This window comes from Streptomyces sp. GESEQ-35 (assembly GCF_017948485.1).
Lineage (GTDB): Bacteria > Actinomycetota > Actinomycetes > Streptomycetales > Streptomycetaceae > Streptomyces.
Window position 1 is genome coordinate 120,757 of record NZ_JAFFSX010000005.1, and the last position, 23,700, is coordinate 144,456.

Genomic DNA, 23,700 nt, shown 5'->3' on the forward strand with positions numbered 1-23,700 from the left:
AGGGGCCGCCGCGCGTCACCCGGATTGAGCCGACGGCGAGGGCGGCAGCAGCGGTCCGCAGTCCCACTTCTGGAAGATCAACCGCGTCTCCACACGGGCCACTTCCCGGCGGGAGGTGAACTCGTCGAGGACCAGTCGCTGTAGATCCGCCATGTCCGCGACCGCGACGTGCACGAGATAGTCGTCCGGGCCGGTGAGATGGAAGACGGTCAGCGACTCGGGCAGCGCCCGGATCCGCTCCACGAAGGGTCCCACCAACTCCCGCCGATGCGGCCTGACCTGGACCGACAGCAACGCCTCCAGACCCCGCCCCAGCTTGGCCGGATCCAGCCGCAATCGATGCCCGAGGATCACGCCCGCGCGTCGCAGCCTGGTCACCCGGTCCAGACAGGTCGACGCTGCCACGCCGATCTGCGCGGCGAGGTCGCGGTAGGTCGTCCGGGCGTCGTTCTGCAGCAGCCGCAGCAGTTCGAGATCCACCGGATCCAGTACGACAGATTCGGCCATCGGCCGAACGTAGCACGGGATCCACTGGCGTCGACCCGGTCGACGTTCACTCTTCCCTCATGGACACGCCCATCGCATCGAGAGCACTCGCCACCGAGGCCGTGCACGCCGGCCGGGACGACCTCGCCCGCCAGGGCCTGCACGCCCCGCCGATCGACCTGTCCACCACCTATCCGTCGTACGACAGCCGAGGCGAAGCCGCCCGCATCGACGCCTTCGCCGACACCGGCGCGATACCTGACGGCCCTCCGGTCTACGGGCGGCTGGGCAACCCGACCGTCGCCCGCTTCGAAACCGCCCTCGCCCGTCTCGAGGGCACCGAGTCGGCCGTCGCCTTCGCCAGCGGGATGGCGGCACTGACCGCCGTGCTTCTGGTACGGGGCTCGCTCGGCCTGCGCCATGTGGTGGCCGTACGGCCCCTGTACGGCTGTAGCGACCATCTCCTCACCGCCGGGCTGCTGGGCTCGGAGGTGACCTGGACCGACCCGGCCGGGATCGCGGAGGCGCTGCGGCCGGACACCGGCCTGGTCATGGTCGAGTCCCCGGCGAACCCGACGCTGGCCGAACTCGACCTGCGGGCCGTCGCCCACGCCTGTGGCTCCGTGCCACTGCTCGCCGACAACACCTTCGCCACGCCGGTGCTCCAGCGCCCCGCCGAGCAGGGCGCGCGGCTCGTGCTGCACAGCGCCACCAAGTACCTCGGCGGGCACGGTGACGTGATGGCCGGTGTGGTCGCCTGCGACGAGGAGTTCGCCGGGCGGCTACGGCAGGTCCGGTTCGCCACGGGCGGTGTCCTGCATCCGCTGGCCGGCTATCTGCTGCTGCGCGGCCTCGCGACGCTGCCCGTTCGGGTACGGGCCGCGTCCGCGAACGCCGCCGAACTCGCCCGCCGCCTCGCCGCCGACCCGCGCGTCGCCCGCGTCCACTACCCGCGCATCGGTGGCGCGATGATCGCCTTCGAGGTCCACGGCGACCCCCACCAGGTCATCAGCGGCGTCCGCCTGATCACCCCCGCCGTGAGCCTCGGCAGCGTCGACACCCTCATCCAGCACCCGGCGTCCATCAGCCACCGCGTCGTGGACGCGGCGGACCGACGGGGTGCGGGTGTGAACGACAGACTGCTGCGCTTGTCGGTGGGCTTGGAGGACGTAGAGGACCTATGGACCGATCTCGCCGGCGCACTGGAGCGCCCCTTCAGGGGCGCGGGGAACTGCGCGACCAGCCACAGCGAACCCGCAGCCGCCAGCGCCCCCGTAGCTCCTACGGCGCTTCGGCCCTCATAACCCCCACGGTGCCCTCTGCCGCTCCCAGTGGAGCATCCAGACGAGCCGTGATGACCAGAGTCCCCTCCTCGATCTGATAGTCGAGCGGAAGCTCCAGCCCCCGCATCGCGGCGACCATCCCGGTGTTGGCGGACTGCGTCACCGCGTAGACGCTCTCGCAGCCGGCCTCGACCGCCATGGAAACCAGCCTGCGGAGCAGCTCCCCGCCGATACCGCGCCGCTGCCACTCGTCCTCGACGAGCAGCGCGACCTCCGTCTCGTCCCCGTCCCACAGCAGATGGCCGAGCCCGACGATGCGCCCCGAGGCGGTCTGCACGGCGAGCGTCCGCCCGAAGCGGGGGCTGAGCAGGTGGTGGAGGTAGCGGTCGGCGTCACCGACCGGCCCGTGGTAGCGCCTGCCGAGCGTCCGCGCCGAGCACCGCTTGTGCATCGCCGTCGCGGCTTCCAGATCCCTCGGGTCGGCCCGGCGGACGGTGATCGCGTTGCCCTCGGGGAGCGTGAGCACGTCCTGGCTGCGCGGAACGCGCGGGCCGAGCCGGGCGTCCAGCTCCACCAGCGCCCGTGCGCGGGCGAACTCGGTCGGGGTGAACGGCAGATAGGGCCGCTCCACGGTGATCACTCCGCCTTCCGGTGCCCGCAGCCGCATCACGGTGTCCTCCAACGCCCCCTCAACCGGCACGACGTCGGGCGCCCGGCCGCCGCCGGGCGGGACCGCGGGGAGCGAGCGGATCGTGCAGCGGCCCAGCAACTGGCGTAGCGCGAGCGGGAGTTCCGCCGCGTCCAGGGCGGTGCGCGTGGCGAGGCCGAGCACCCTGGTCGGCGCGTCGACCAGGTCATGGGCGTCGGCCCGCTCGATCCAGGTGCCGGTGCCGCCGGCCTGCGCGATCGCCCGGGTCATCTCGGGCGGCGCGAGCTCACCGGGAACCCGCAGCAGGAACTCGTCCACCGTGCCTTCGGCCAACGGGTGCGTCTGGAGGCTGAGGATGTCGACCCGCCGCCCGGCGAGGGCGGTGCACAGCGCGGCCAGCGACCCCGGTTCGTCCTTCACCGTCGTCCGCATCCGCCACAGCGCAGTCACCCCGGTCCCGGCCTGCTCCGTGGGGAGGGGCCGGGTGCCGGTATCACCCGTCGGTGGGGCATGACCGTGGCGTCGTGTCCACCATGTGTGGAACGCCGCCGCGATGTCCCGCCGCCATTGGCGCACCGTACGTCCGTGCTTCGCACGCGTCACATCAGATATGTCTCGACTCATGCACCCACTGTGAAGGAAGGGTGTTGCGTGATCACGAACGCACTGTGACCTACGGGTAAAGCAGGGTTCTGTCCCTTTTATGGCTGAAACGCCACTGCCGCGCACCAGGGGATGACGCCGGTGCGCGGCACTGACACGAGGGTACGGGACCTACTGGCCGACGCGTCCCGGCTTCAGCACCTGGGTGAACAGCACCGTGCCGTCCTGCTCACGCAGACGCACCGTCAGTTCCCCGCTGTGGCCGTCGATGTCGACCTCGCCGAAGAACTGGTAGCCGCCGGCGGGGGAGACGTTAGCCGCGGTCGGAGCCTTTACGAACACCCGATCCGGGCCGAAGGTGCCGTCGAGGGCGTTGGCCGGGAAGGCGCCCGCGTTGAGCGGGCCGGAGACGAACTCCCAGAACGGCTCGAAGTCGGTGAACGCGGCCCGCGAGGGCTGGTAGTGCTGCGCCGAGGTGTGGTGCACGTCGGCCGTCAGCCACACGGTGCCGGTGATCCGACGGTGCTTGATGAAGCGCAGCAGCTCGGCGATCTGAAGTTCACGGCCGAGCGGGGCGCCCGGGTCGCCCTGCGCGACGGCCTCGATGTTCGCCGGGCCGTCCGTGGCGTCCGGCACCACCAGGCCGAGGGGCATGTCCGAGGCGATCACCTTCCACACCGCGCGGGAGCGGGCGAGTTCGCGCTTGAGCCAGGCCAGCTGCTCGGCGCCGAGGATGCCCTGGGCGTCGGTGGTCTGGTCGTCCGCCGAGTTGGCGTTGCGGTAGGTCCGCATGTCCAGCACGAACACGTCGAGGAGCGGCCCGTGGTTGACCACGCGGTACACCCGGCCGTCGGGGCGGCGCAGGGTCGAGATCGGGAAGTACTCCGAGAACGCCTGCCGGGCCCGCGTGGCCAGGACGTCGAGGTTCTTCTCGGTGTAGCGGGTGTCGGCGAAGATCTCGCCGGGGAACCAGTTGTTGGAGACCTCGTGGTCGTCCCACTGGATGATGGAGGGGACCTGGGCGTTGAACCGCTTGAGGTTCTCGTCGAGCAGGTTGTAGCGGAAGTTGCCGCGGAACTCTGCGAGGGTCTCGGCCACTTTGGCCTTCTCGTCGGTGGTGATGTTCCGCCAGGTGCTGCCGTCGGGCAGGGTGACGGACTCCGTGATCGGCCCGTCGGCATAGATGTTGTCGCCGCTGCACAGGAAGAAGTCCGGGTCCAGCGCGCCCATCGCGTTGTAGATGGTGTAACCGCCGAAGTCCGGGTTGATGCCCCAGCCCTGCCCCGCCAGGTCGCCGGACCAGACGAACCGGATGCCGTCGCGCCGCTTGGCGGACGCCGTACGGAAGGTGCCGGTGACCGGCTCGCCGGTGCGGCGCGTGTCGTCCGGATCGGCCAGCAGTACGCGGTAGTTGATCTGCTCGCCCGACGGGAGCCCGCGCAGCCGGGTCGTGCCGGTGAAGTCGGTGTCGGCGCCGAGCAGTGGACCGTGCCATCTGCGCGGATTGCGGAACGACTCGGTCGCGGACGTCTCGACGATCATCCGGGCGGGACGGTCGGAACGCACCCACACCAGACCGGAGTCGCAGGTCACGTCTCCCGTCTGAACGCCCCAGCCCGCCTTGGGACGTCCGGACAGCGCGAATGCCGGTGCCGCGCCGAGCGCGGAGGGCAGGGTCAGGGCCGCCGACGCGGCGAGGGAGCCGCGCAGGACGCTGCGACGGCCGGGGAAGGGACGGTGGGACATGGATGCGCCTCCGGCGACGGGATCCGGTCAGTGTGCGATGCCAGAACTACTCGCGCGCCGCTGCGCACACGCAAACCACAAGTGAACAACCGACCGCGGAAACAAGGGAACAGACCGGTCGGCCACGGGGGATCGCCGTCGTCACACCCCGGCGGCCTCCGCCATCAGCCGTACGCCCGCCCGGATGCGCGCCGGTGACAAGTGGGCGTAGCCCAGCACCAGCCGTACGTCCTCACCGTCGCCGACGCCGGCGGGCGCGTGCGTGCAGTCCTTGAGCGGACGCACCCTGACACCGGCGTCGGCCACGCGCGCGAGGAAGTCCTTCTCGGGCCCGAAGCGGCGGGGGAGGGTGGCGATGACGTGCAGCCCCGCGGCGATCCCGGACACCTCCGAGCCGGGGAAGTGCTCGTCCAGGGCGGCGACGAGCGTGTCGCGCCGCTCGCGGTACGCGCGCTGGCAGCGGCGCAGCTGACGGTCGTAGTCGCCGTGCTCCAGGAACCGGGCGAACAGCGCCTGGTCGACCGTGGGATGGCCTAGATCGATCGTGCGCTTGCGTTCGATCACCTCGTCGGCGATCGACTCCGGTACGAGCAGCCAGCCGAGCCGCAACCCCGGAGCGAGAGACTTGCTCACCGACCCCGCGTAGGCGACGCGTTCCGGATCGAGCCCTTGGAGCGCGCCGACGGGCGCGCGGTCGTAGCGGAAGTCGCCGTCGTAGTCGTCCTCCAGGACGAAGCCGTCCACGGACCGTGCCCAGTCGAGCAGTTCCGTGCGGCGCCGCGCGGAGTAGGCGATCCCGGTGGGGTACTGGTGGGCCGGGGTCACCACGACCGACCGTACGCCCGAGGCCTTGAGCGGGCCGACGGCGAGCCCTTCGTTGTCCAGGGGCACCGGCACGGTGGTGACGCCGGTCGCGGCGTACAGGGCGTCATGGCCCGGGCTGCCCGGGTCCTCGACGCCGACGGTGGGCATCCCGCGCGCGTGGAGCACGAATCCGAGCAGGGTCGTCGCCTGGGCCACGCCGGAGACGACCACGACCCGCTCCGGGTCCGCGACCACGCCGCGGCGGCGGGCGAGCAGTTCGGCCAGCGCCGTACGCAGCCGGGGCAGGCCGCGCGGATCCGGATAGCCGAGGTCGCGGTGCGGCAGCTCGGCCAGCACACCGCGCTGGGCCGCCGCCCACGCGGCTCGCGGGAACAGTGACAGGTCCGGCGTCCCGGGCACGAAGTCGGCCCGAGCGCCGGGCGGGCGCGGAGCGAGGTCACGCGCGCGTGGCCGCGCCGCCCGTACCGCACCGCCCACCCAGGTCCCGGCCCCCCGTCCGCTGCGCAGGTACCCCTCGGCGGTCAACTGCTCGTACGCCTCCGTGATCAGGCCGCGCGACACTCCGAGGTCGGCGGCGAGATCACGGCTCGACGGCAGCCGGGTTCCCGGCGTGAGCCTGCCGGTTCGAACCGCCTCCCGCAGCGCCGCCTGCAACGAGCGTCCACGCGCGCGTGCCGGCGCCGAGGCGGCCGGCAGGAGCAACTCCCAGGCGACGGACCCCGGACGTCCCTCGGTCGTCGACGGCTCCTCACTCCGATTGGTCTCTGATGACGTCATGAAAGTGGACCTTAAACCGGACCGCCGTGGTGCCTAGCGTCTTTTCCATGAACGCCACCACCACACGCGGAGCCCTGCTCGCCGCGCTCGCCTGCGTCCTCGTAGGAGGGTCCTTCACCGCCAACAGCGTCCTCGGCGAATACCCGTACGCCGGCGGCCAGTTCCTGCGCTACGGCCTTGCCTGTCTGCTGCTCCTCCCATTGGCCGGCCGGGACGCGGCGACCCGGCTGCGGACGCTCACGCCCCGCCACTGGGCCCGTCTCGCGCTGCTGGCAGCCGTGGGCATGGTCGGCTTCAACCTGGCGGTCATCGCGGCGGAGCGCACCGCCGAACCGGCCGTACCGGGCGTCTTCGTCGGCTGCGCACCCGTGGTGGTGGCGGTGGCCGTGCCCCTCCTGGAGGGACGTCGACCGCAGCGCGTCGTCCTGTACGGCGCCCTGCTCGTCGCCTTCGGCGCGTGCACGGTCCAGGGGTGGGGACGTACGGACGGCGCCGGAATCGCGTTCTCGGCGTGTGCGCTCGCCGGTGAGGTCGGTTTCGCGGTGCTCGCCGTGCCCCTGCTGCGGCCCCTGGGCCCGCGGCTGCTGTCCGCCACGGTGTGCGGTGTCGCCGCGCTCGAGTCCCTGGCGGCCGGGCTTCTCCTGGACGGCGGCGCATGGCTGCGGCGACCCGACGGCACCGAGACCGCCGCGCTGCTGTGGCAGGCGGCGGTCGTCACCGTCATCGGATTCGTCTGCTGGTACATGGGCATGCAGCGGATCGGCGCGGAGCGCGCCACGCTCTTCTCCGGCCTCATCCCGGTCGCGGCCGCCTGCACCGCGCCCCTCGTCGGAACGGGCTCCTACGGCCCCGCCCAGGCCGCGGGCAGTGCCCTCGTCGGCGCCGGAGTCGCCCTCGGATCGGGTGCGTTGGCCCGGCGCCGGTCAGCGACTGCCGTCGAGGATCACGCGGGCGACCAGCGCCGGGTCGTCGTTCATGGGGACGTGACCGCAGCCCGGCAGCCGCACCAGGCGCGCCCGGGGAATGATCTGCTTGGCCCGGACCCCCTGCCGGCGCACGAGAAGCCGGTCCTTGGAGCCCCAGGCCACGGTGACCGGGATGCCAGGGATGTCGTCGGTCCACTGGACGCCGGAGCCCGCCCGGAGCGTCTCGGAGAAGCCGGCGGCGTTGGCCAGCGCGAGCGTCTCGGCGACCACGGCCTCGGGTGAACGGCGGGCCGGGCGGGCGTAGATGGTGCTCGTCAGGACCGTGCGACCGGCCGCCGAACGGGACAGCCGCTCGACCACTGGGAGCGGCAGCCGCAGGGAGAACTGGCGCATCGCCAGCAGGACGCCGAAGGCGTAGCGACGTTCGGCCGGCGTCCAGAACCCGGCCGGGGACAGGGCCGTCACGGACCGTACGAGCTTCTCGCGGCCGAGTTCCAGGGCCAGCAGACCGCCGAGTGAATTGCCCGCCACATGCGGCCGTTCGACCTCCAGCTCCTCGCACAGTGCGCCGAGCGCGGCGTTCACCGTGGGCAGGTCGTGCGCGAGGCCCTCCGGAAGGGCCGGGGACGCGCCGAACCCGGGCAGATCCACGGCGATCACATCGCGCTCGGTCGCCAGGATGTCCACCACCGGGTCCCAGGCCTGCCGATGATGCCCGATACCGTGCAGCAGGAGCAGCGGTTCGCCCGTCCCCACGCGCGCGTAGGAGAGGGTCACGGTCCGCGGGCCGTGGGCGTAGGGGACCTTGAAGGAGACGGTGGCGGACATGAACTGCTCCTCGGCTGGGGCTCGCTGAGTCTGGGGGATCGCTGACGGACTGCTCGTAGACAGCTTGTCAGCAGTTGCTACCGACGGGTAGCCCCTGGGGCGCCTCCGTCCGCCGATATGGCCTGGACAGGTGCGGATGTGTCGGTTGGGATGGAATCCGTGACCACCGACACCGAGACCGACGTCTTCGAAGAACACCGTCCCGTCCTCCTGGGAGTCGCCTACCGCATGCTCGGGCGGGTGGCCGACGCGGAGGACGTGGTCCAGGAGGCCTGGCTGCGCTGGTCCGGCGCCGACCGGAGCGAGGTGCGCGAACCGCGCGGCTATCTGGTGCGCATCACCACCCGCCTCGCCATCGACCGGCTGCGCCAGGTCAAGGCGCGGGGCGAGACGTATGTCGGCCCGTGGCTGCCGGAGCCGTACGTCACCGACTTCGGCGACAGCGTCCCGGACACCGCGGACCGGGCCGTGCTCGCCGACTCCGTCTCCCTCGCCGTCCTCGTCGTACTGGAGTCGCTGTCGCCGCTGGAGCGGGCGGTCTTCGTCCTCAGGGAGGCGTTCGGCTACCCGTACGCCGACATCGCCGCCATGCTCGACCGCGGGGAGCCGGCGGTACGGCAACTCGCCGGGCGGGCCCGCAAGCACGTCGAGGAGCGGCGGCCGCGATACGAGGTCGACCCGGCCCAACGCCGTGATCTCACCGAGCGATTCCTCGCCGCCGCGGCGGAGGGCGACCTCGAAGGGCTGATGTCCCTGCTCGCCCCCGACGTGCGCCTCGTGGGCGACAGCGGTGGCAAGGCCAAGGCGCCGCTGCGGGTCCTGGAGACGGCCGACAACGTGGGGCGCTTCATGGTCGGCATCGCCGGTCAGGGCATCCCGGAGGTGTCCTTCCGCTTCCTGGAGCTCAACGGCGGTCCCGCGGTACTGGTGCTGTCCGGAGACCAGCCGGACAGCGTCCTCCAGCTGGACGTCCTGGACGGGCGCATCCAGTCCGTCTACATCATCCGCAACCCCGACAAGCTCAGGTCGCTGGCCTGGTAGGTGCCGGCGGCGGCCCGAGAGCCCTCTGATTGGTCTTGACCAAGGGTGAGGGCCGCCCTATGGTCGCAGATAAGTGCAACAACCTTTAATAAACAAGGGCGCTAAAACGCCGCCGGACCACGGCGATTGCGGAGGATCAGGGTGGGGACCACGCAGCTGGAATCGGTGCCGGAACCGAAGTACTGGCACCTCAAGACCGTGCTCAGCGAGTCATTGGACTCCGACTTCTCCGTGGGCGAGATTCTGCCCAACGAGCGTGACCTCGCAGCCCGCTTCGGCGTCGCCCGAGCCACGCTACGCCAGGCGCTCGAGCAGCTCGAACTCGAAGGCAGGCTCCAGCGCCGCCGCGGCGTCGGGACGACGGTCGCCCCGCCGCGCGTCGGTGTCGCCGTCGGCACCGAGCAGCACGCCTGGCCGGGTGCGGCAGGCGATGCCTGGCAGCCCGTCGACTCCACGACGGAGGCCCCGCCCGCGGCGGTCGCCCTGGAGACGGGCACGCAGGAGCCGGTGCACACCGTGCGCCGCACCCGTATGACGCACGGCCAGCCGGTCGCCGCCGAGCTGCTCTATGTCCCGGAGTCGTCGGTGCCCGACCTCTCCGCCATCGACGCGCCCTCCGGACCGGCACGCGCGCGTGCCGTGCTGCGCGAGCTCCAGCGCCTGGAGTTGGAGGGCCAGGAGAGCGCCGTCGAGCTGGGCTCGGCCCGCGCGGACGACGCCAAGCAGCTGGACCGGCTCCCCGGATCACCGGTCCTCGTCGTCACCACCCGCTTCATCGCCGAGGGCCGCACCGCCGCGCTCTCCGTCGCCACGTACCGCGCGGACACCTGCCGGCTGACCTTCGGGGACTCCGGCGGGGTGGAGATCCACGAGGGGCCGGAGCGCCGGGCCTCCTGACAGCCGCATGACCCGGTCGTACGACATCGCAGTGCGACCCTGTGAACGCGCCCCGGAGCTCCTCCGGGGCGCGACGCGTTCACGGCACGCTCCAGGTCAGCGGCGGGCCGTCACCGTGCCCTCCACCGCGAAGAGCTGCTCCTCCACATGGTCGAGGGCGAGCCGCAGGGCGCCCGTCGTCACGGCCGCCTCGCCGAGGAGGGACAGCGTCACGTTCGGGGGCCGCAGACAGTAGCGCGCCAGCTCGCGGCGCAGTGGCTCCAGTACGCCGTCCAGTCCGGCCGCCCAGCCGCCGATGACGACCAGCTCCGGGTCGAGGGCCAGGACGAGCGCGGCCACGTCGTGGACGAGGCGCTGGATGAAGCGGTCGACGGCCGCACGGGCCCGCTCGTCGCCTTCGCGTGCCTGCGCGAACACCTTCGCCACCGCTCGCTCGTCCAGCGGATGCAACGGCTCGTCGGTGGTCGACAGCAGTGTCTCCGGAGTCACCTCGCGGCCCAGCAGATGCAGGGCGCCGATCTCTCCCGCCGCACCGCCGTACCCGCGGTGCAGCCGTCCGCCGATCAGCGACCCGGCACCCGGGCTGAGCCCGGCCAGGACGAACACGACGTCGTCGGACTCGATGGCGGCGCCCTTCCAGTGCTCGGCGACCGCGGCGGCGTTGGCGTCGTTCTCGACCAGGACCGGGCACTTGAAGGAACGGCTCAGCCGCTCGCCCAGGTTCAGCCCCGTCCACTCGGGCAGTGCGGTGCCCAGTCGTACGGTGCCGTCCGCCTCGACGATTCCGGGCGTGGCGACCCCGACGGCCCGCAGGGAGCTGCGCGCGACGCCGGCCCGGCGCAGGAGATCGGCGACCGAGGTGCGCAGCCGCTCCAGGCGCTCGTCCGCCGGAGCCGTCTCGTCCACGTCCTTGGCGATGGCGCCCAGCACCCGGCCGTCGAGGTCGGCGAGCTGCGCGGCGACGCGGTGCGGCCCGATCTCCAGACCCAGCAGATGACCGGCCTCGGCCCGGAACCTGAAGCGCCGCGCCGGCCGCCCCTGACGCCGGGCGACACTCTCGTCCGCGGCCTTCTCGACGACGAGTCCGGCCTCGATCAGTCCCTCGACGACGCCCTCGACGGTCGGCCGGGACAATCCGGTCACCCGGGTGATCTCGGTCAGCGTCGCGCAGTCCGCGGCGCGCAGCGCATGCAGCACCACCGCGGAATTGATCCTTCGCAGCAGAGAGGGGTCCCCGCCGGTCAGCTGCCCCAACGTCCGTCCTCCCAGCTCGTGCGCGTGTTGGCCGGATCGTACTCGGCACACCGGACCCCGGCGAGTGCCGGGCACGCACTGATCTGTTGCAGGAGCGGGATCACCCCGGCGCGACGAACCCCGACTCGTACGCCGCGATCACCGCCTGGGTGCGATCGCGCGCCCCCAGCTTGGCCAGCACGGCGCTCACATGCGACTTGACCGTCTCCGTGCCGACGATCAGCCGAGCGGCGATCTCCGCGTTCGACAGCCCGCGGGCCATCAGGCGCAGCACCTCGGCCTCGCGCTCGGTCAACTGCGCCCGCTCCATCACGGCACGGGCCGCGCGGTTCCCGCCGTCGTCGCCGTACTCGGCGGCGAGCTGCCGCACCGAGGCCGGGAACAGCAGCGACTCGCCCTCGGCGACCAGCCGCACCGCGTGCACGATCTCGGCGGGCCGGGCCCGCTTCAGCAGGAACCCGTCGGCACCGGCACGCAGCGCCTCGTACACGTACTCGTCGTTCTCGAAGGTCGTCACCACGAGGATCTTCGGCGGCTCGTCCACCGACCGGAGCACCGCGCGCGTGGCCTGGATACCGTCCAGAAGCGGCATCCGTACGTCCATGGCGACCACGTCCGGCCGCAGCTGCCGCACCAGCGGGATCACCGCGGCCCCGTCGGCCGCCTCGCCGACCACCTCGATGTCGGGCTGCGCCTCCAGCACGGCCCGCAGACCCGCGCGGACCAGGGGTTCGTCGTCGACGAGGAGAACGGTGACCGGCATCCGGCCAGCGTAGGTCAGCGCAGGGGCAGGTCTACACGCACTTGCCAGTCACCTTGGTCCGGGCCGGTCCGTGCACTCCCGCCGAGCAGCGCCGCCCGCTCGCGTATGCCGCGCAGGCCGCTTCCCCGGCCCGGGGCGGGTATGTCGGCGGTGAGCGGGTTGCGCACCTCCAGGCCGAGGGTGCCGTCCGCGACGGAGATCCGGACCCGGACGGGAACGGCGCCCGCGTGCCGCAGCACATTGGTCAGCGACTCCTGGAGGATGCGGTAGCCCTCACGGGAGACCGGTCCCGGCAGGGTGTCCAGAGCGCCGGTCAGCTCGGCGTCGACCTTCGCCCCGGAGGCGCGGGCGGACTCCAGCAGCCGGTCGGCGTCGATGAGGGTCGGCCTGCTGCTCACCGGCCGTTCCGACTCGCGCAGGATGCCGAGAACACGCTCCAGGTCCTCCAGGGCGGCGCGGCCGGTCTCCTCGATGGCGTCGAGGGCCCGGTCGGTGAACGTGGGGTCGCCGGCCGCGCGTGCGGCGCCCGCCTGGACCACGGCGACGGTGAGGGCGTGGCCGATGGAGTCGTGGAGTTCGCGAGCGATCCGGGTGCGCTCCAGGAGTTGTTCCGTGCGCTCCTCCATGGCGGCGAGGCGCTCGGCGGGGGAGGGGCCGAGAAGGCGGAGGGCGATCGCGGTGATGAGGCGGCCCGAACCGACCACTGTGGCCGCCGCCATGGCCAGCGCCACGGGCACCAGCAGGACGTGCCACCACTGGTGGCCGTCGAGGACCGACAGCACCCGCTCCTCGACATCACCGCCGAGCGCCGCCGACACCAAGTCCACCGAGGCCATGAGCAGTTGGACGGTGAACATCGCCGTCGCGCAGCCGAGCAGTAGCCGCGCCTCCAGCCACACGACGAGCCGCCCGCGGTCGCCCCAGGAGGCGGACGGCGTGACGACGATGTCGGTGCTCGCGCTGTCGTGCCGGTGACCGGTCAGCAGCAGTCTGGCCTGGAAACCCTCCACGGTGCGCATCGCGGGCACCAGGCCGACGGGGGCGAGCACCACGCCCGCCACCACCCAGGTCCACCACGCTTCTTCGATGAACAGCCACAGGGACGGCCACACGATGGCGATGAACAAGTGCAGCAATCGTGTGTACGTCACCACCCGGCCGAACGGGCGCAGCAAGCGGACCATTTCGTCATCGTGCCAGCCGCCACTGACAACGAGCCTCCCCCGGGCGGGGGAGACGATCTCCACGCGCGGGGGAGGCCCCGCATCGGCGCCATCGGCCAGGCTGCTGCCATGACCAGCATCGAAGTCCAGGACCTCATCAAGGAGTTCGGCACCCGGCGAGCCGTGGACCACCTCACCTTCCGCGTACTTCCCGGCCGTGTCACCGGCTTCCTCGGCCCCAACGGCGCCGGAAAGTCCACCACCATGCGGCTGGTGCTCGGCCTCGACCGGCCGACCGCCGGGACGGCCACGGTCGGAGGCCATGCCTACGCCACCCTCCGCGAGCCCCTGCGCCACGTGGGCGCCCTGCTCGACGCGCAGGACGCGCACGGCTCCCGTACCGGCCGCGACCATCTGCGCGTCCTGGCGGCGAGCAACCGCATTCCGCCCGGCCGGGTCGACGAGGTGCTGGAGGAGACCGGGCTCGCCCCGGTGGCGCGCCACAGGGTGAGGACGTACTCACTGGGCATGCGCCAGCGGCTGGGCATCGCCGCCGCCCTGCTCGGCGACCCGGAGGTCGTCATGCTCGACGAGCCCTCGAACGGCCTCGACCCCGAAGGCATCATCTGGATCCGCCAGTTGCTGCGCCGGCTCGCCAAGGAGGGGCGCGCGGTGCTGGTCTCCAGCCATCTGATGAACGAGACCGCGTCCTTCGCCGACCACCTCGTGGTACTCGGCCGAGGCCGTCTGCTGGCCGACACCCCGGTGCGGGAGTTCATCCACGCGCGCGTGCAGCCCAGCGTGCGCATCCGTACGACCGACGCCACCGCGCTCAAGAGCGCCCTCGCCGGGCACGGCCACGACGCCGTCGAGCACGAGGACGGGCATTGGACGGTGCCCCACGCACGCGTGGACGACATCGGCCGCCTCGCGTCGGCCGCGGGCGTACCGATCCTCGAACTGAGCACGCAGGAGGGCACCTTGGAGCAGGCCTATCTCGATCTCACCGCGTCCGAGACCGAGTTCACCGCCCAGCCGCAGGAGGCCTGACATGTCGTTCGCACCCGTACTCCACTCCGAGTGGCTGAAGATCCGTACGCTCCGCTCGCTCCTCGGGGCGCTCCTGGCTCTTTTCGCGGCGACCACCCTGTTCTCTGCGATCGCCGGCGTATCCGAGACGTCCGACCCGGAGTTCGATCCGCTGTTCATGGCGCTGTCCGGTGTCGCGCCCGGTCAGATCGCCGCCATCTCCTTCGGGGCGATGGCGGTGTCGTCGGAGTTCCACGGGGGTGGACTCCGGCTCTCGCTGGCGGCGGTGCCCCGGCGCGGGCGGTGGTTCGCGGGCAAGCTGGCAGTGATCGCCGTACCGACCCTCGTGGTGGGGCTGGTCACCGCGTTCGCCGCCCTGGTCGTCGCACGGGCGGGACTCGGCGCCGCGGCGAGCGGGCCGACGGCGGGCGAGCAGGTGCGGGGCGTCGTGGGCGCCGCGATCTACCTCATGCTCATGGCGCTGCTCGCGGCCGGGCTCACGGCCCTGCTGCGCAGCGGAGTGGGCGCCCTGTCCCTGCTGATCCCGTTCCTCCTCGTCGTCTCCTTCGTGATCGGCGACGCGGCCGGCGGACTCACCGACTTCCTGCCCGACAGGGCCGGGCAGGTGGTCTTGTACGAGACGCATGACGGAACGCCGGGTCCGTGGACGGGCCTCGCGGTGACCGCGCTGTGGACGGCCGCCGCGGTGGGCGCGGGAGCGTGGAGTGTGCGACGCCGGGACGCCTGACCCGCCAGTCGTCTGACGCCACGCCAATTGTCAGTGGCGGCGGGAATACTGGATCACATGGACATCGCCAAGGACCTCGACCTGATCGACCTGCTGTGCACCCTGGACTTCCCCGCGGAGCACGGCGATACGGACGTCGGCAGGGGCGGACCCGGCTATCACATAGCCAGGTTAGGGCCCGATGACTGGCCGGGCGCGGAAGACTGCTACGCCTACGAGACCGGGATCGGCGAGCGTCTGACCGAGCGGTGGGGAGCGCCGTTGCGGTGGGGAACCGTGACGCTCGGCGAACGCCTCGCACGAGGTGAGCACTTGGCCGAGCCTTGGGCGACGCTCAACGCCCAGGCAACCGACATGCACACCTGGGAGGCGAACGGCACCGGTCGTTCGGTCACCGTGGCGGTCGCCGACCGGGAAGACGAGAACCGGCCTCACCCATTCGTCGTCGTCACGGACTTGAACCCACTGTGACCCCTCAGGCGTCGGCCGCGACCCGCAACCGCCCGAACTCCTCCGCCATCGTCGCCGCCGTCCAGTGCGCGTTCAGCCCGCTCGGATTCGGCAGCACCCACACGCGCGTGTCGCCGATCGTCCGCTCCTGAGGCCCCACCCGGGCCTTGCGGTCGTCGAAGGCCGCCCGGTACGCCGTCACACCCACCACGGCCAGCCAGCGCGGCCGCACCTCCGTCACCTTCGCCGCCAGCAGCCGCCCGCCCTCGCGGTACTCCTCTGCGCTCAGCTCGTCGGCCCTGGCCGTCGCACGCGCCACGACGTTCGTGATGCCGAGGCCGTACGACGGCAACTCCCGCTGTTCCGACGGCTTCATCAGCCGCGGCGTGAACCCGGACAGGTGCAGCACCGGCCAGAAGCGGTTGCCGGGACGGGCGAAGTGATGGCCCGTCGCCGCCGTCATCAGACCTGGGTTGATGCCGCAGAACAGCACGCGGAGGCCGTCCGCGATCACGTCCGGTACGAGACGGTCGCGGGCCGCCTCCAACTCCTCGGCGGTGAAGCGCGTCAGAGGATCGCTCCCGGGGTGTAGCCCGCGGCCTCAGGGTGCTGCTTCACGATCTCCTCGATGCGGCCGACGACGGCGGTGACCTGGGCGGCCGCGGCGCCGGTGAAGGACAGCTTGTCCGCCATCAGCTCGTCGAGCTGGGCACGGCTCAGCGGAATGCGCTCGTCCGCGGCGAGCTTGTCGAGGAGCTCGTTGCGCTCGGCGCCCTGCTCACGCATCGCCAGCGCGGAGGCGACGGCGTTCTCCTTGATCGCCTCGTGCGCGACCTCACGGCCCACGCCCGCCCGCACCGCGCCCATCAGCACCTTCGTGGTGGCGAGGAACGGCAGATAGCGGTCCAGCTCACGGGCCACCACGGCCGGGAAAGCGCCGAACTCGTCCAGCACGGTAAGGAACGTCTCCAGCAGACCGTCCAGGGCGAAGAACGCGTCCGGCAGCGCGACCCGGCGCACCACCGAGCAGGACACGTCGCCCTCGTTCCACTGGTCGCCCGCCAGCTCGCCGGTCATCGAGGCGTAGCCGCGCAGGATGACCATCAGGCCGTTGACGCGCTCGCAGGAGCGGGTGTTCATCTTGTGCGGCATCGCGGACGAGCCGACCTGGCCCGGCTTGAAGCCCTCGGTCACCAGCTCGTGCCCGGCCATCAGCCGGATCGTCTTCGCCAGCGACGACGGCGCCGCCGCCAGCTGCACCAGCGCGGTCACGACCTCGTAGTCCAGGGAGCGCGGGTAGACCTGGCCGACCGACGTGAACGCCTCCGAGAAGCCCAGGTGCCGGGCGATCCGCCCCTCCAGGTCGGCGAGCTTCGCGGCGTCCCCGCCCAGCAGGTCCAGCATGTCCTGCGCCGTACCGACCGGGCCCTTGATGCCGCGCAGCGGATAGCGCCCGAGCAGCTCCTCGACCCGGCCGTACGCCACGAGCAGCTCGTCCGCGGCGGTCGCGAACCGCTTGCCGAGGGTGGTGGCCTGCGCGGCCACGTTGTGCGAGCGGCCGGCCATGACCAGCTCGCCGTACTCGCCGGCGAGCTTGCCGAGGCGTGCCAGCACGGCCACCGTACGGTCGCGCATCAGCTCCAGGGAGAGCCGGATCTGGAGCTGCTCGACGTTCTCGGTGAGGTCGCGGGAGGTCATGCCCTTGTGCACGTGCTCGTGCCCGGCGAGGTCGTTGAACTCCTCGATCCGCGCCTTCACATCGTGCCGCGTGACCTTCTCGCGTTCGGCGATGGAAGCCAGGTCGACCTGGTCGAGGACACGCTCGTAGTCGGAGATCGCCGCGTCCGGTACCTCGATCCCGAGGTCCTTCTGGGCCCGCAGCACGGCGAGCCAGAGCTGACGCTCCAGCTTCACCTTCTGCTCGGGGGACCAGAGCGTGGCGAGCTCGTTGGAGGCGTAGCGTCCGGCGAGGACGTTCGGGATGCGGGGCTTGGCGGGCGCTGAAGTCACGTAAACGGATTCTACTGGCGGTCTGTGCAGGCCAGCGCCACCGGCCGGTTTGGCGGAACCTACGAAAGCGTCGCCCTAGGCACCAAGATTGGCGCCTCGGTACCAGGCGCTACGCCGCCGGACCCTCGTACGGCAGCAGGTCGGGGCGCTTCGCGGGCATGCCGTCGCCGGACGAGCGTCCGGTCAGGCGGCGGCCGATCCAGGGCAGCAGGTACTGCCGGGCGAACCGCACGTCCTCGACCCGGCGCGCGACCCACGCCGGCGGCACGGTGGCCGGCAGTGGCATGCGCCACTCGGTGTCCTCCGGCTCGTAGCCGAGCGTCTGCCACACCGCCTCCGCGACGCGGCGGTGCCCCTCGGCGGTGAGGTGCAGCCGGTCCACGTCCCACTGGCGCGGGTCGCTCAGCGAGGGCGCCCCGTACAGGTCGACGACCACCGCGTCGTGCCGCGCGGCGAGGTCGTCGACGCAGACGAACAGCTCCTCCATGCGGGGCCGGAACCGTTCCAGCACCGGACCCTGACGGCCCGGGCTGCGCATCAGCACCAGCTGCTTGCAGGCGGGGGCCAGCCGTTCCACGGCCTCGGTCAGCAGAGCGCGCACCCGCCCCATGTCGCACTTGGGGCGGAGCGTGTCGTTGAGCCCGCCCACCAGCGTGATCACATCGGGCTGCATGGCGGCGGCCACGGCCACCTGCTCCTCGACGATCTGCGCGATCAGCTTGCCGCGCACGGCGAGGTTGGCGTAGCGGAATCCGGGTGTGTGGGCGGACATCCTCCCGGCGAGAAGGTCGGCCCAGCCGCGGTAGGAGCCGTCCGGCAGCAGGTCCGACATGCCCTCGGTGAAGGAGTCGCCGACCGCGACCAAACTGGTGAATGTGGGGTTCTTCTGCATGGCGACACAGATGGTAACCCGCGTCCATACCCGTCGGTACGTCGGCCTGTCTCCCCTCTGGGCCGGTCAGGTCCGCTGCCCGAACAACTCCCGCAGCACGTCCTCCATCGTCACCAGCCCGGCCAGCCGTCCGTCCTCGCCCAGCACGGCAGCGAGATGCGTACGACTGCGCCGCATCGCCGTGAGCACGTCGTCCAGCGGTGTGCCGGCCCGCACGCGCGCGATGGGCCGCATCTCCCGCACCTCGAACGGCAGGTCCCGCGGCAGCTTGTCCAGCGCGTCCTTCACATGCAGATACCCGACGATGCGCCGGCCCTCGTCCACCACGGGGAAGCGTGAGAACCCGGACTCGGTGGACAGCCCCTCCAGCTGCTCCGGAGTGACGCCCACGCGCGCGTAGACGACGCTCTCCAGCGGAAGCACGACATCGTGCACGGGCCGTCGGCCCAGTTCCAGCGCGTCGTGCAGCCGTTCCCGCGCCCGCTCGTCGATGAGGCCGGCCTCTCCGGAATCCCGGACGATCCGGGCCAGCTCGGCGTCCGAGAACGTCGCGGCCACCTCGTCCTTGGTCTCCACGCGCAGCAGCTTCAGCAGGGCGTTCGCGAAGGCGTTGATCGTGAAGATCACCGGGCGCAGCGTCCGCGACAGGGCGACCAGCGGCGGGCCGAGCACCAGCGCACTGCGCACCGGCTCGGCCAGCGCGATGTTCTTCGGCACCATCTCGCCGAGAAGCATGTGCAGATACGTCGCCAGGGCGAGCGCGATCACGAAGGACACCGCGTGCCCCGCACCGGTCGGCACACCGATCGCGTGGAACACCGGCTCCAGCAGATGGGCGATCGCCGGTTCCGCGACGATACCCAGGACCAGCGTGCACAGGGTGATGCCGAGCTGTGCCGCGGCCATCAGCGCGGAGACGTGCTCCAGCGCCCACAGCACGCTCTTCGCCCGTCGGTCGCCTCGCTCGGCGTGCGGCTCGATCTGGCTGCGGCGTACGGAGATCAGCGCGAACTCGGCGCCCACGAAGAAGGCGTTGACGACCAGGGTCGCGAAACCGATCAGCAACTGTACGGCGGTCATCGCTCGACCTCCCCCTTGCTCGAGTCGATCAGCGGAGCGTGCAGCAGCAGGCGCGCGGCCCTGCGGCCCGACGCGTCGACCACGTCCAGTCGCCAGCCCACGACCTCGACACAGTCGCCGACGGCGGGGATCCGGCCGAGCTCATGGGCGACGAGACCGGCCAGCGTCTCGTACGGCCCCTCGGGCACCCTCAGTCCGACGCGCGCCAGCTGGTCCGTGCGGGCGGCGCCGTCCGCCGAGAACAGCGCACGGCCGTCGTCGTCACTGCCCGCGGCGGCGAGGTCCGGCGTCTCGTGCGGGTCGTGCTCGTCCCGCACCTCGCCGACGACCTCCTCGACGATGTCCTCCAGCGTGGCCACGCCCGCCGTACCGCCGTACTCGTCGATGACGACGGCCATCGTGCGCTTGCCGGAGAGCCGGTCCAGCAGCCGGTCGACGGTCAGCGACTCGGGGACGAGCAGGGGCTCGCGCATGAGGTCCGCGACCCGCACGCGCGCCCGGCGCTCCGCGGGCACCGCCAGCACGTCCTTGATGTGCGCGGTGCCCACGACCGAGTCGAGGTTGCCGCGGAAGACCGGGAACCGGGACAGGCCCGTGGCCCGGGTCGCGTTCGCCACGTCCTCACAGGTCGCCTGGACGTCGAGGGCGAAGACCTGTACGCGGGGCGTCATCACGTTCTCCGCGGTCAGGTCGGCGAGGTTCAGGGTCCGGACGAACAGCTCGGCCGTGTCCGCCTCCAGCGCGCCCTCCCGAGCGGAGTGCCGGGCGAGCGCCGCCAGCTCCTGCGGTCCGCGCGCGGAAGCCAGCTCCTCGGCCGGCTCCACACCGAAGAGCCGCACGATCCGGTTCGCCGTGTTGTTGAGGTGGCCGATGAAGGGCCGGAAGGCGGCGCTGAACAAGCGCTGTGCGTTGCCGACCCGCTTGGCCACGGCCAGCGGCGACGAGATCGCCCAGTTCTTCGGGACCAGTTCGCCGACGACCATCAGGACCACGGTCGAGAGGGCCGTACCCAGCACCAGAGCGATCGACGAGGCCGTGGAGCGTGAGATGCCCATCGACTCGAGCGGGCCCGCGATCAGCGCGGCGATCGACGGCTCGGCGAGCATGCCGACGACCAGATTGGTGACCGTGATGCCGAGCTGCGCCCCGGAGAGCTGGAAGGTCAGGCTCCGTACGGCCTTCAACGCCCCTGAGGCGCCCCGCTCGCCGCGCTCCGCTGCCCGTTCGAGGTCGCCGCGCTCGACCGTGGTGAGGGAGAACTCCGCCGCGACGAAGGCACCGCAGGCGAGGGCCAGCAGGATCGCCACCAGAAGGAGGAGCACTTCGGTCATCGGGTCACCTCCGTCCCATGATCGGGCAGGGCCGGGAGGATCGCGCGATGTCGTCTACTGGGAGGCTCGCCCATGGGCGGACGCTCACACCTTTCCTTGGAGAACCGAAGTGGCCCTCCAAGGGTAAAGGGTCAGCAAAGATGTCCAGCGCCTCCTACCTCCCGAAGGGCTTGACCCAGCGCCGCCAGTGGTTCTCACGGTGGTAGCCGGCTGCTGCCCAGGTGCGGTGGGCCTGTTCGTTGGCTTCCAGGACCATGGCGTCCACGCGTCGCCCGCCGAGGGCGGCGAAGCGTTGTTCGGCTGCTTCCAGGAGGGCGGTGGCGATGCCCTGTCGGCGGTGGTCGGGGTGTACCGCGAGTCGGTAGGCGGAGCATCGCCATCCGTCGAAGCCGGCTATGACGGTTCCGGTGAGGAAGTCGTCGCGCTCGGCGAGGAGCAGGGCTTCGGGGTCTCGTGTGATGAGTCGGGCCACTCCGTCGTGGTCGTCGCTGATGCTGGTTCCTTCTGCGGCGTCGCGCCAGAACCGCAGCACGGTGTCGATGTCCGAGTGTGTGGCGCAGCGGATGTGGAGGTCGCTCATGGGAGCGAGCCAAGCAGAGTGCTCGCCTGTCTGGCGAACGTTTTCCGTGGCCACGTCCGGCGCGAGCATGGTGGCGAGCCCCCGTACCCAGGTCCGCACTTCACGAACCTCAGGGGTCTGACCATACTGTCCAGGGGCTGTGTCCTTCGCGGTCAGTGGCGTGGTGGACGTCCGGCCGTTGCCGAACCGAAGAGACCCCGCCACGGCAGGCCATGGATCGGACGGGGGCGTCGCTGCTCCTCGGCCGTTCGCCAAGGACAGAAGGACAGGGAGTACGGCTCTCATGCCACAACAGAACACGGCGTCGCCGGACGCGGGTGCCGAACGGCTGGTCGCCGGTCGCTACCGCCTGCTGTCCGTTCTCGGCGAGGGCGGCATGGGCACCGTGTGGCGCGCCCGCGACGAGGCACTGCACCGCGAGGTCGCCGTCAAGGAGGTACGCGCTCCCGTCGGACTGGCCGCGGCGCAGGTCGAGCGGATGTACACCCGCTTGGAGCGGGAGGCCTGGGCGGCGGCGCGCATCAGTGCTCGCGGTGTGGTGACCGTCCACGACGTCGCCACCGACGACGGCCGCCCCTGGGTCGTCATGGAGTTCGTCCGCGGCGGGTCGCTGGCCGACGTGATCGGCTCCCAGGGTGCCCTCACGCCGCGTGAGGCCGCGCGCATAGGTGCCGAGGTGCTGGCCGCGCTGCGCGCCGCGCATGGCGCCGGAGTGCTGCACCGCGATGTGAAACCCGCCAACGTCCTGCTCGCAGACGACGGCAGGGTGGTGCTCACCGACTTCGGCATCGCCACCGTGGAGGGGGACTCCGCGCTGACGATGACCGGCGAACTCGTCGGCTCTCCCGAGTATCTGGCGCCGGAGCGGGCACTGGGCCGGAACCCCGGCCCCGCGTCGGACCTGTGGTCTCTCGGAGCGTTGCTCTACACGGCCGTCCAGGGCCGTTCGCCCTTCCGTCGGACCAGCCCGCTGAGCACTCTGCGCGCCATCGTCGACGACGAGTTGCCCCCGCCGCATCGGGCCGGACCTCTCCTGTCCGTCATCGAAGGCCTGATGCGCAAGGACCCCGACGATCGGATGTCGGCCGACGAGGCCGAGCAGGAGCTGCGCCTGGCTGGTGCTGACGGCACTTCCGGAGCCGGCGTGGCCACACCGTCCGCCCCACTGTCCGCAGTGGCGACCGACGCGACCGAGGAGCGGCCGACCGCAGAGTCCCCGCTAGGGGAGACCGCACCGACGGCCACGGCCGTGGCGCCGGCCGCACCGACGGCCGCGGCGCAGGCGAACACCGCCGCCGACCTCGCCACACCGGAAGCGGGGACGACGGCCGCAACCGACGTATCCACGGCCACGACGGACGTATCCACGACCACCGCCAAGGCACCCGCCCTCGACCCCCGCTCGTCATTCGCCGCCGGCCCCGCGGCCCCCGCCTCAACACGTCCCGCCGCGCCAAGTCCCACGCCAGAGGCCGCCTCGGCTCTGGGCAACGCCAAGTCACCCACCGCATCGGCGAGCCCGGTATCAGCGCCCGTACCCACGGCCGTACCCACGCCCATGCCCGCTTCCGCGGAGCCCACCCCGCCGACGGCGATCGAGCCCGAGGACGCCGACGCGTCCGGTCCCGGCCCCATGCGGCGGAGCCGGCGCATCGGGTACCTGATCGCGGCCGGAGTCGTCGTGGTCGCGCTGCTCGTGGGCGGCCTGAGCTACGCGCTCGGCGGCGACGACGACGAGGGCGGCAAGGGCGCCGACTCGCCCACGGGGCAGGCGCAGGACGCCGCCTCCGGTCAGGCGAGCAGCGGGTCGGACACCGGTGAGCAGCCCGTCTCGGTCAGCGTGACCGGGGGTGCGACCACGTACGTCGGAGACTGTCCCCCGGCGGACTCGCAGGCTCCCTGGTTCACGGCGACCTTCACGGTGTCCGAGCTGCCCTTCCAGTTCTCGTACCGGTGGGTCTCGACGAACGGGTCCGTGATCGACCGGCAGTGGCGGACGCTGTCGTTCCCGGACGGCGGCCCCCTCACCCACAAGGAGACGGTGCGGCTGTCGACGTATGCCCAGTCCGGCACTCTCCGCAGCGAGATGGCCGTGGAGATCCGCTCACCGTTCGAGGCGGTGTCCAACTCGGTGCCGTTCTCGGTGACATGCGCCTCGACGACCGGCGGCTAGTCGACCGGGCGTCAAGGCCGACGCCGAGCAGCCGAGTCATCCCCGCGCATCGGCCATACTTCAACGAGCACGAGTCGGACCGATTCCGGCCGACTCGGACATCACCGGTCAAGTGGGCTCCACTGGACCGGAGTTCGGTGGGAGTGACGTACGACTCCCACCCTTG

21 protein-coding genes and 1 pseudogene are annotated in these 23,700 nt (G+C 71.7%); 8 read left to right on the top strand and 14 right to left on the bottom strand.

Annotated elements, in window-relative coordinates:
- Positions 1-15: 15 nt before the first annotated feature.
- Entirely contained in the window at positions 16-507 is a 492-nt protein-coding gene (locus KCH87_RS12135) for an Lrp/AsnC family transcriptional regulator (RefSeq protein ID WP_210586016.1), read from the bottom strand.
- A gap of 59 nt (positions 508-566) precedes the next feature.
- Between KCH87_RS12135 and KCH87_RS12140 the strand changes: the two genes are divergently transcribed.
- A complete protein-coding gene (locus tag KCH87_RS12140) occupies positions 567-1,790 on the top strand; it encodes a PLP-dependent aspartate aminotransferase family protein (RefSeq protein WP_210586017.1) in 1,224 nt (407 codons plus the stop codon).
- Here the strand turns inward: KCH87_RS12140 and KCH87_RS12145 are convergent.
- The 3 genes from KCH87_RS12145 to KCH87_RS12155 all read right to left on the bottom strand — a co-directional run bounded on the left by KCH87_RS12145 (position 1,768) and on the right by KCH87_RS12155 (position 6,369).
- Positions 1,768-3,042: a GNAT family N-acetyltransferase gene (locus tag KCH87_RS12145; protein WP_210586018.1), complete on the bottom strand. Its 1,275-nt coding sequence runs from the start codon at positions 3,040-3,042 to the stop codon at positions 1,768-1,770. The genes KCH87_RS12140 and KCH87_RS12145 overlap by 23 nt on opposite strands.
- Positions 3,043-3,192: 150 nt before the next feature.
- Positions 3,193-4,767, bottom strand: a complete 1,575-nt coding sequence (locus KCH87_RS12150; RefSeq protein ID WP_210586019.1) for an alkaline phosphatase — start codon at positions 4,765-4,767, stop codon at positions 3,193-3,195.
- A gap of 141 nt (positions 4,768-4,908) precedes the next feature.
- A complete protein-coding gene (locus KCH87_RS12155; RefSeq protein ID WP_210586020.1) occupies positions 4,909-6,369 on the bottom strand; it encodes a PLP-dependent aminotransferase family protein in 1,461 nt (486 codons plus the stop codon).
- Between the two features lie 47 nt (positions 6,370-6,416).
- On the opposite strand from KCH87_RS12155, the pseudogene KCH87_RS12160 reads away from it, so the two are divergent.
- Positions 6,417-7,205, top strand: a pseudogene (locus KCH87_RS12160) (EamA family transporter); the annotation flags it as partial.
- Between the two features lie 87 nt (positions 7,206-7,292).
- Here the strand turns inward: KCH87_RS12160 and KCH87_RS12165 are convergent.
- Entirely contained in the window at positions 7,293-8,123 is an 831-nt protein-coding gene (locus KCH87_RS12165; RefSeq protein ID WP_210586021.1) for an alpha/beta fold hydrolase, read from the bottom strand.
- Between the two features lie 159 nt (positions 8,124-8,282).
- Between KCH87_RS12165 and KCH87_RS12170 the strand changes: the two genes are divergently transcribed.
- Both KCH87_RS12170 and KCH87_RS12175 read left to right on the top strand, forming a co-directional pair.
- Complete coding sequence (locus KCH87_RS12170; protein WP_210586022.1) at positions 8,283-9,164, top strand: RNA polymerase sigma-70 factor; 882 nt, start codon at positions 8,283-8,285, stop codon at positions 9,162-9,164.
- Positions 9,165-9,305: 141 nt separating this feature from the next.
- The gene (locus tag KCH87_RS12175; protein ID WP_210586023.1) at positions 9,306-10,061 is read left to right on the top strand and encodes a GntR family transcriptional regulator; all 756 of its coding nucleotides are present in this window, start codon (positions 9,306-9,308) and stop codon (positions 10,059-10,061) included.
- Between the two features lie 96 nt (positions 10,062-10,157).
- On the opposite strand, the gene KCH87_RS12180 is transcribed toward KCH87_RS12175, so the two are convergent.
- The 3 genes from KCH87_RS12180 to KCH87_RS12190 form a co-directional block, all read right to left on the bottom strand.
- Positions 10,158-11,315 carry an ROK family transcriptional regulator gene (locus KCH87_RS12180; RefSeq protein WP_210586024.1) on the bottom strand — a complete coding sequence of 386 codons (1,158 nt, stop codon included), beginning with the start codon at positions 11,313-11,315 and terminating at the stop codon, positions 10,158-10,160.
- A 100-nt stretch (positions 11,316-11,415) separates the two neighbouring features.
- Entirely contained in the window at positions 11,416-12,078 is a 663-nt protein-coding gene (locus tag KCH87_RS12185) for a response regulator transcription factor (RefSeq protein ID WP_210586025.1), read from the bottom strand.
- A gap of 14 nt (positions 12,079-12,092) precedes the next feature.
- A complete protein-coding gene (locus tag KCH87_RS12190) occupies positions 12,093-13,262 on the bottom strand; it encodes a sensor histidine kinase (RefSeq protein ID WP_210586026.1) in 1,170 nt (389 codons plus the stop codon).
- Between the two features lie 108 nt (positions 13,263-13,370).
- Here KCH87_RS12190 and KCH87_RS12195 point away from each other — a divergent pair, with 108 nt between their 5' ends.
- Genes KCH87_RS12195 through KCH87_RS12205 form a run of 3 tightly spaced genes read left to right on the top strand, consistent with a single transcriptional unit; the run spans position 13,371 to position 15,489 of the window.
- The gene (locus KCH87_RS12195) at positions 13,371-14,291 is read left to right on the top strand and encodes an ATP-binding cassette domain-containing protein (protein WP_210586027.1); all 921 of its coding nucleotides are present in this window, start codon (positions 13,371-13,373) and stop codon (positions 14,289-14,291) included.
- Position 14,292: 1 nt separating this feature from the next.
- Positions 14,293-15,018, top strand: a complete 726-nt coding sequence (locus KCH87_RS12200) for an ABC transporter permease (protein WP_210586028.1) — start codon at positions 14,293-14,295, stop codon at positions 15,016-15,018.
- A 57-nt stretch (positions 15,019-15,075) separates the two neighbouring features.
- On the top strand, positions 15,076-15,489 hold the full coding sequence (locus tag KCH87_RS12205; RefSeq protein ID WP_210586029.1) for a hypothetical protein: 414 nt from the start codon (positions 15,076-15,078) through the stop codon (positions 15,487-15,489).
- A 4-nt stretch (positions 15,490-15,493) separates the two neighbouring features.
- Here the strand turns inward: KCH87_RS12205 and mug are convergent, their stop codons facing one another.
- The 6 genes from mug to KCH87_RS12235 form a co-directional block, all read right to left on the bottom strand.
- The gene (gene mug, locus KCH87_RS12210; protein ID WP_210586306.1) at positions 15,494-16,039 is read right to left on the bottom strand and encodes a G/U mismatch-specific DNA glycosylase; all 546 of its coding nucleotides are present in this window, start codon (positions 16,037-16,039) and stop codon (positions 15,494-15,496) included.
- Positions 16,036-17,478 (bottom strand): adenylosuccinate lyase, encoded by a 1,443-nt coding sequence (gene purB / locus KCH87_RS12215; protein ID WP_210586030.1) that lies wholly within the window; start codon positions 17,476-17,478, stop codon positions 16,036-16,038. The genes mug and purB overlap by 4 nt, the downstream gene beginning before the upstream one ends.
- A gap of 109 nt (positions 17,479-17,587) precedes the next feature.
- Positions 17,588-18,370, bottom strand: coding sequence for an SGNH/GDSL hydrolase family protein (locus KCH87_RS12220; protein ID WP_210586031.1), 783 nt, complete (start codon positions 18,368-18,370; stop codon positions 17,588-17,590).
- Between the two features lie 66 nt (positions 18,371-18,436).
- Positions 18,437-19,450: a hemolysin family protein gene (locus KCH87_RS12225; protein WP_210586032.1), complete on the bottom strand. Its 1,014-nt coding sequence runs from the start codon at positions 19,448-19,450 to the stop codon at positions 18,437-18,439.
- Positions 19,447-20,781: a hemolysin family protein gene (locus tag KCH87_RS12230; RefSeq protein ID WP_210586033.1), complete on the bottom strand. Its 1,335-nt coding sequence runs from the start codon at positions 20,779-20,781 to the stop codon at positions 19,447-19,449. The genes KCH87_RS12225 and KCH87_RS12230 overlap by 4 nt, the downstream gene beginning before the upstream one ends.
- 154 nt (positions 20,782-20,935) lie before the next feature.
- The gene (locus KCH87_RS12235) at positions 20,936-21,361 is read right to left on the bottom strand and encodes a GNAT family N-acetyltransferase (RefSeq protein WP_210586034.1); all 426 of its coding nucleotides are present in this window, start codon (positions 21,359-21,361) and stop codon (positions 20,936-20,938) included.
- A gap of 283 nt (positions 21,362-21,644) precedes the next feature.
- Here KCH87_RS12235 and KCH87_RS12240 point away from each other — a divergent pair, with 283 nt between their 5' ends.
- Positions 21,645-23,534 carry a serine/threonine-protein kinase gene (locus KCH87_RS12240; RefSeq protein WP_210586035.1) on the top strand — a complete coding sequence of 630 codons (1,890 nt, stop codon included), beginning with the start codon at positions 21,645-21,647 and terminating at the stop codon, positions 23,532-23,534.
- The last annotated feature ends 166 nt before the right edge of the window (positions 23,535-23,700 follow it).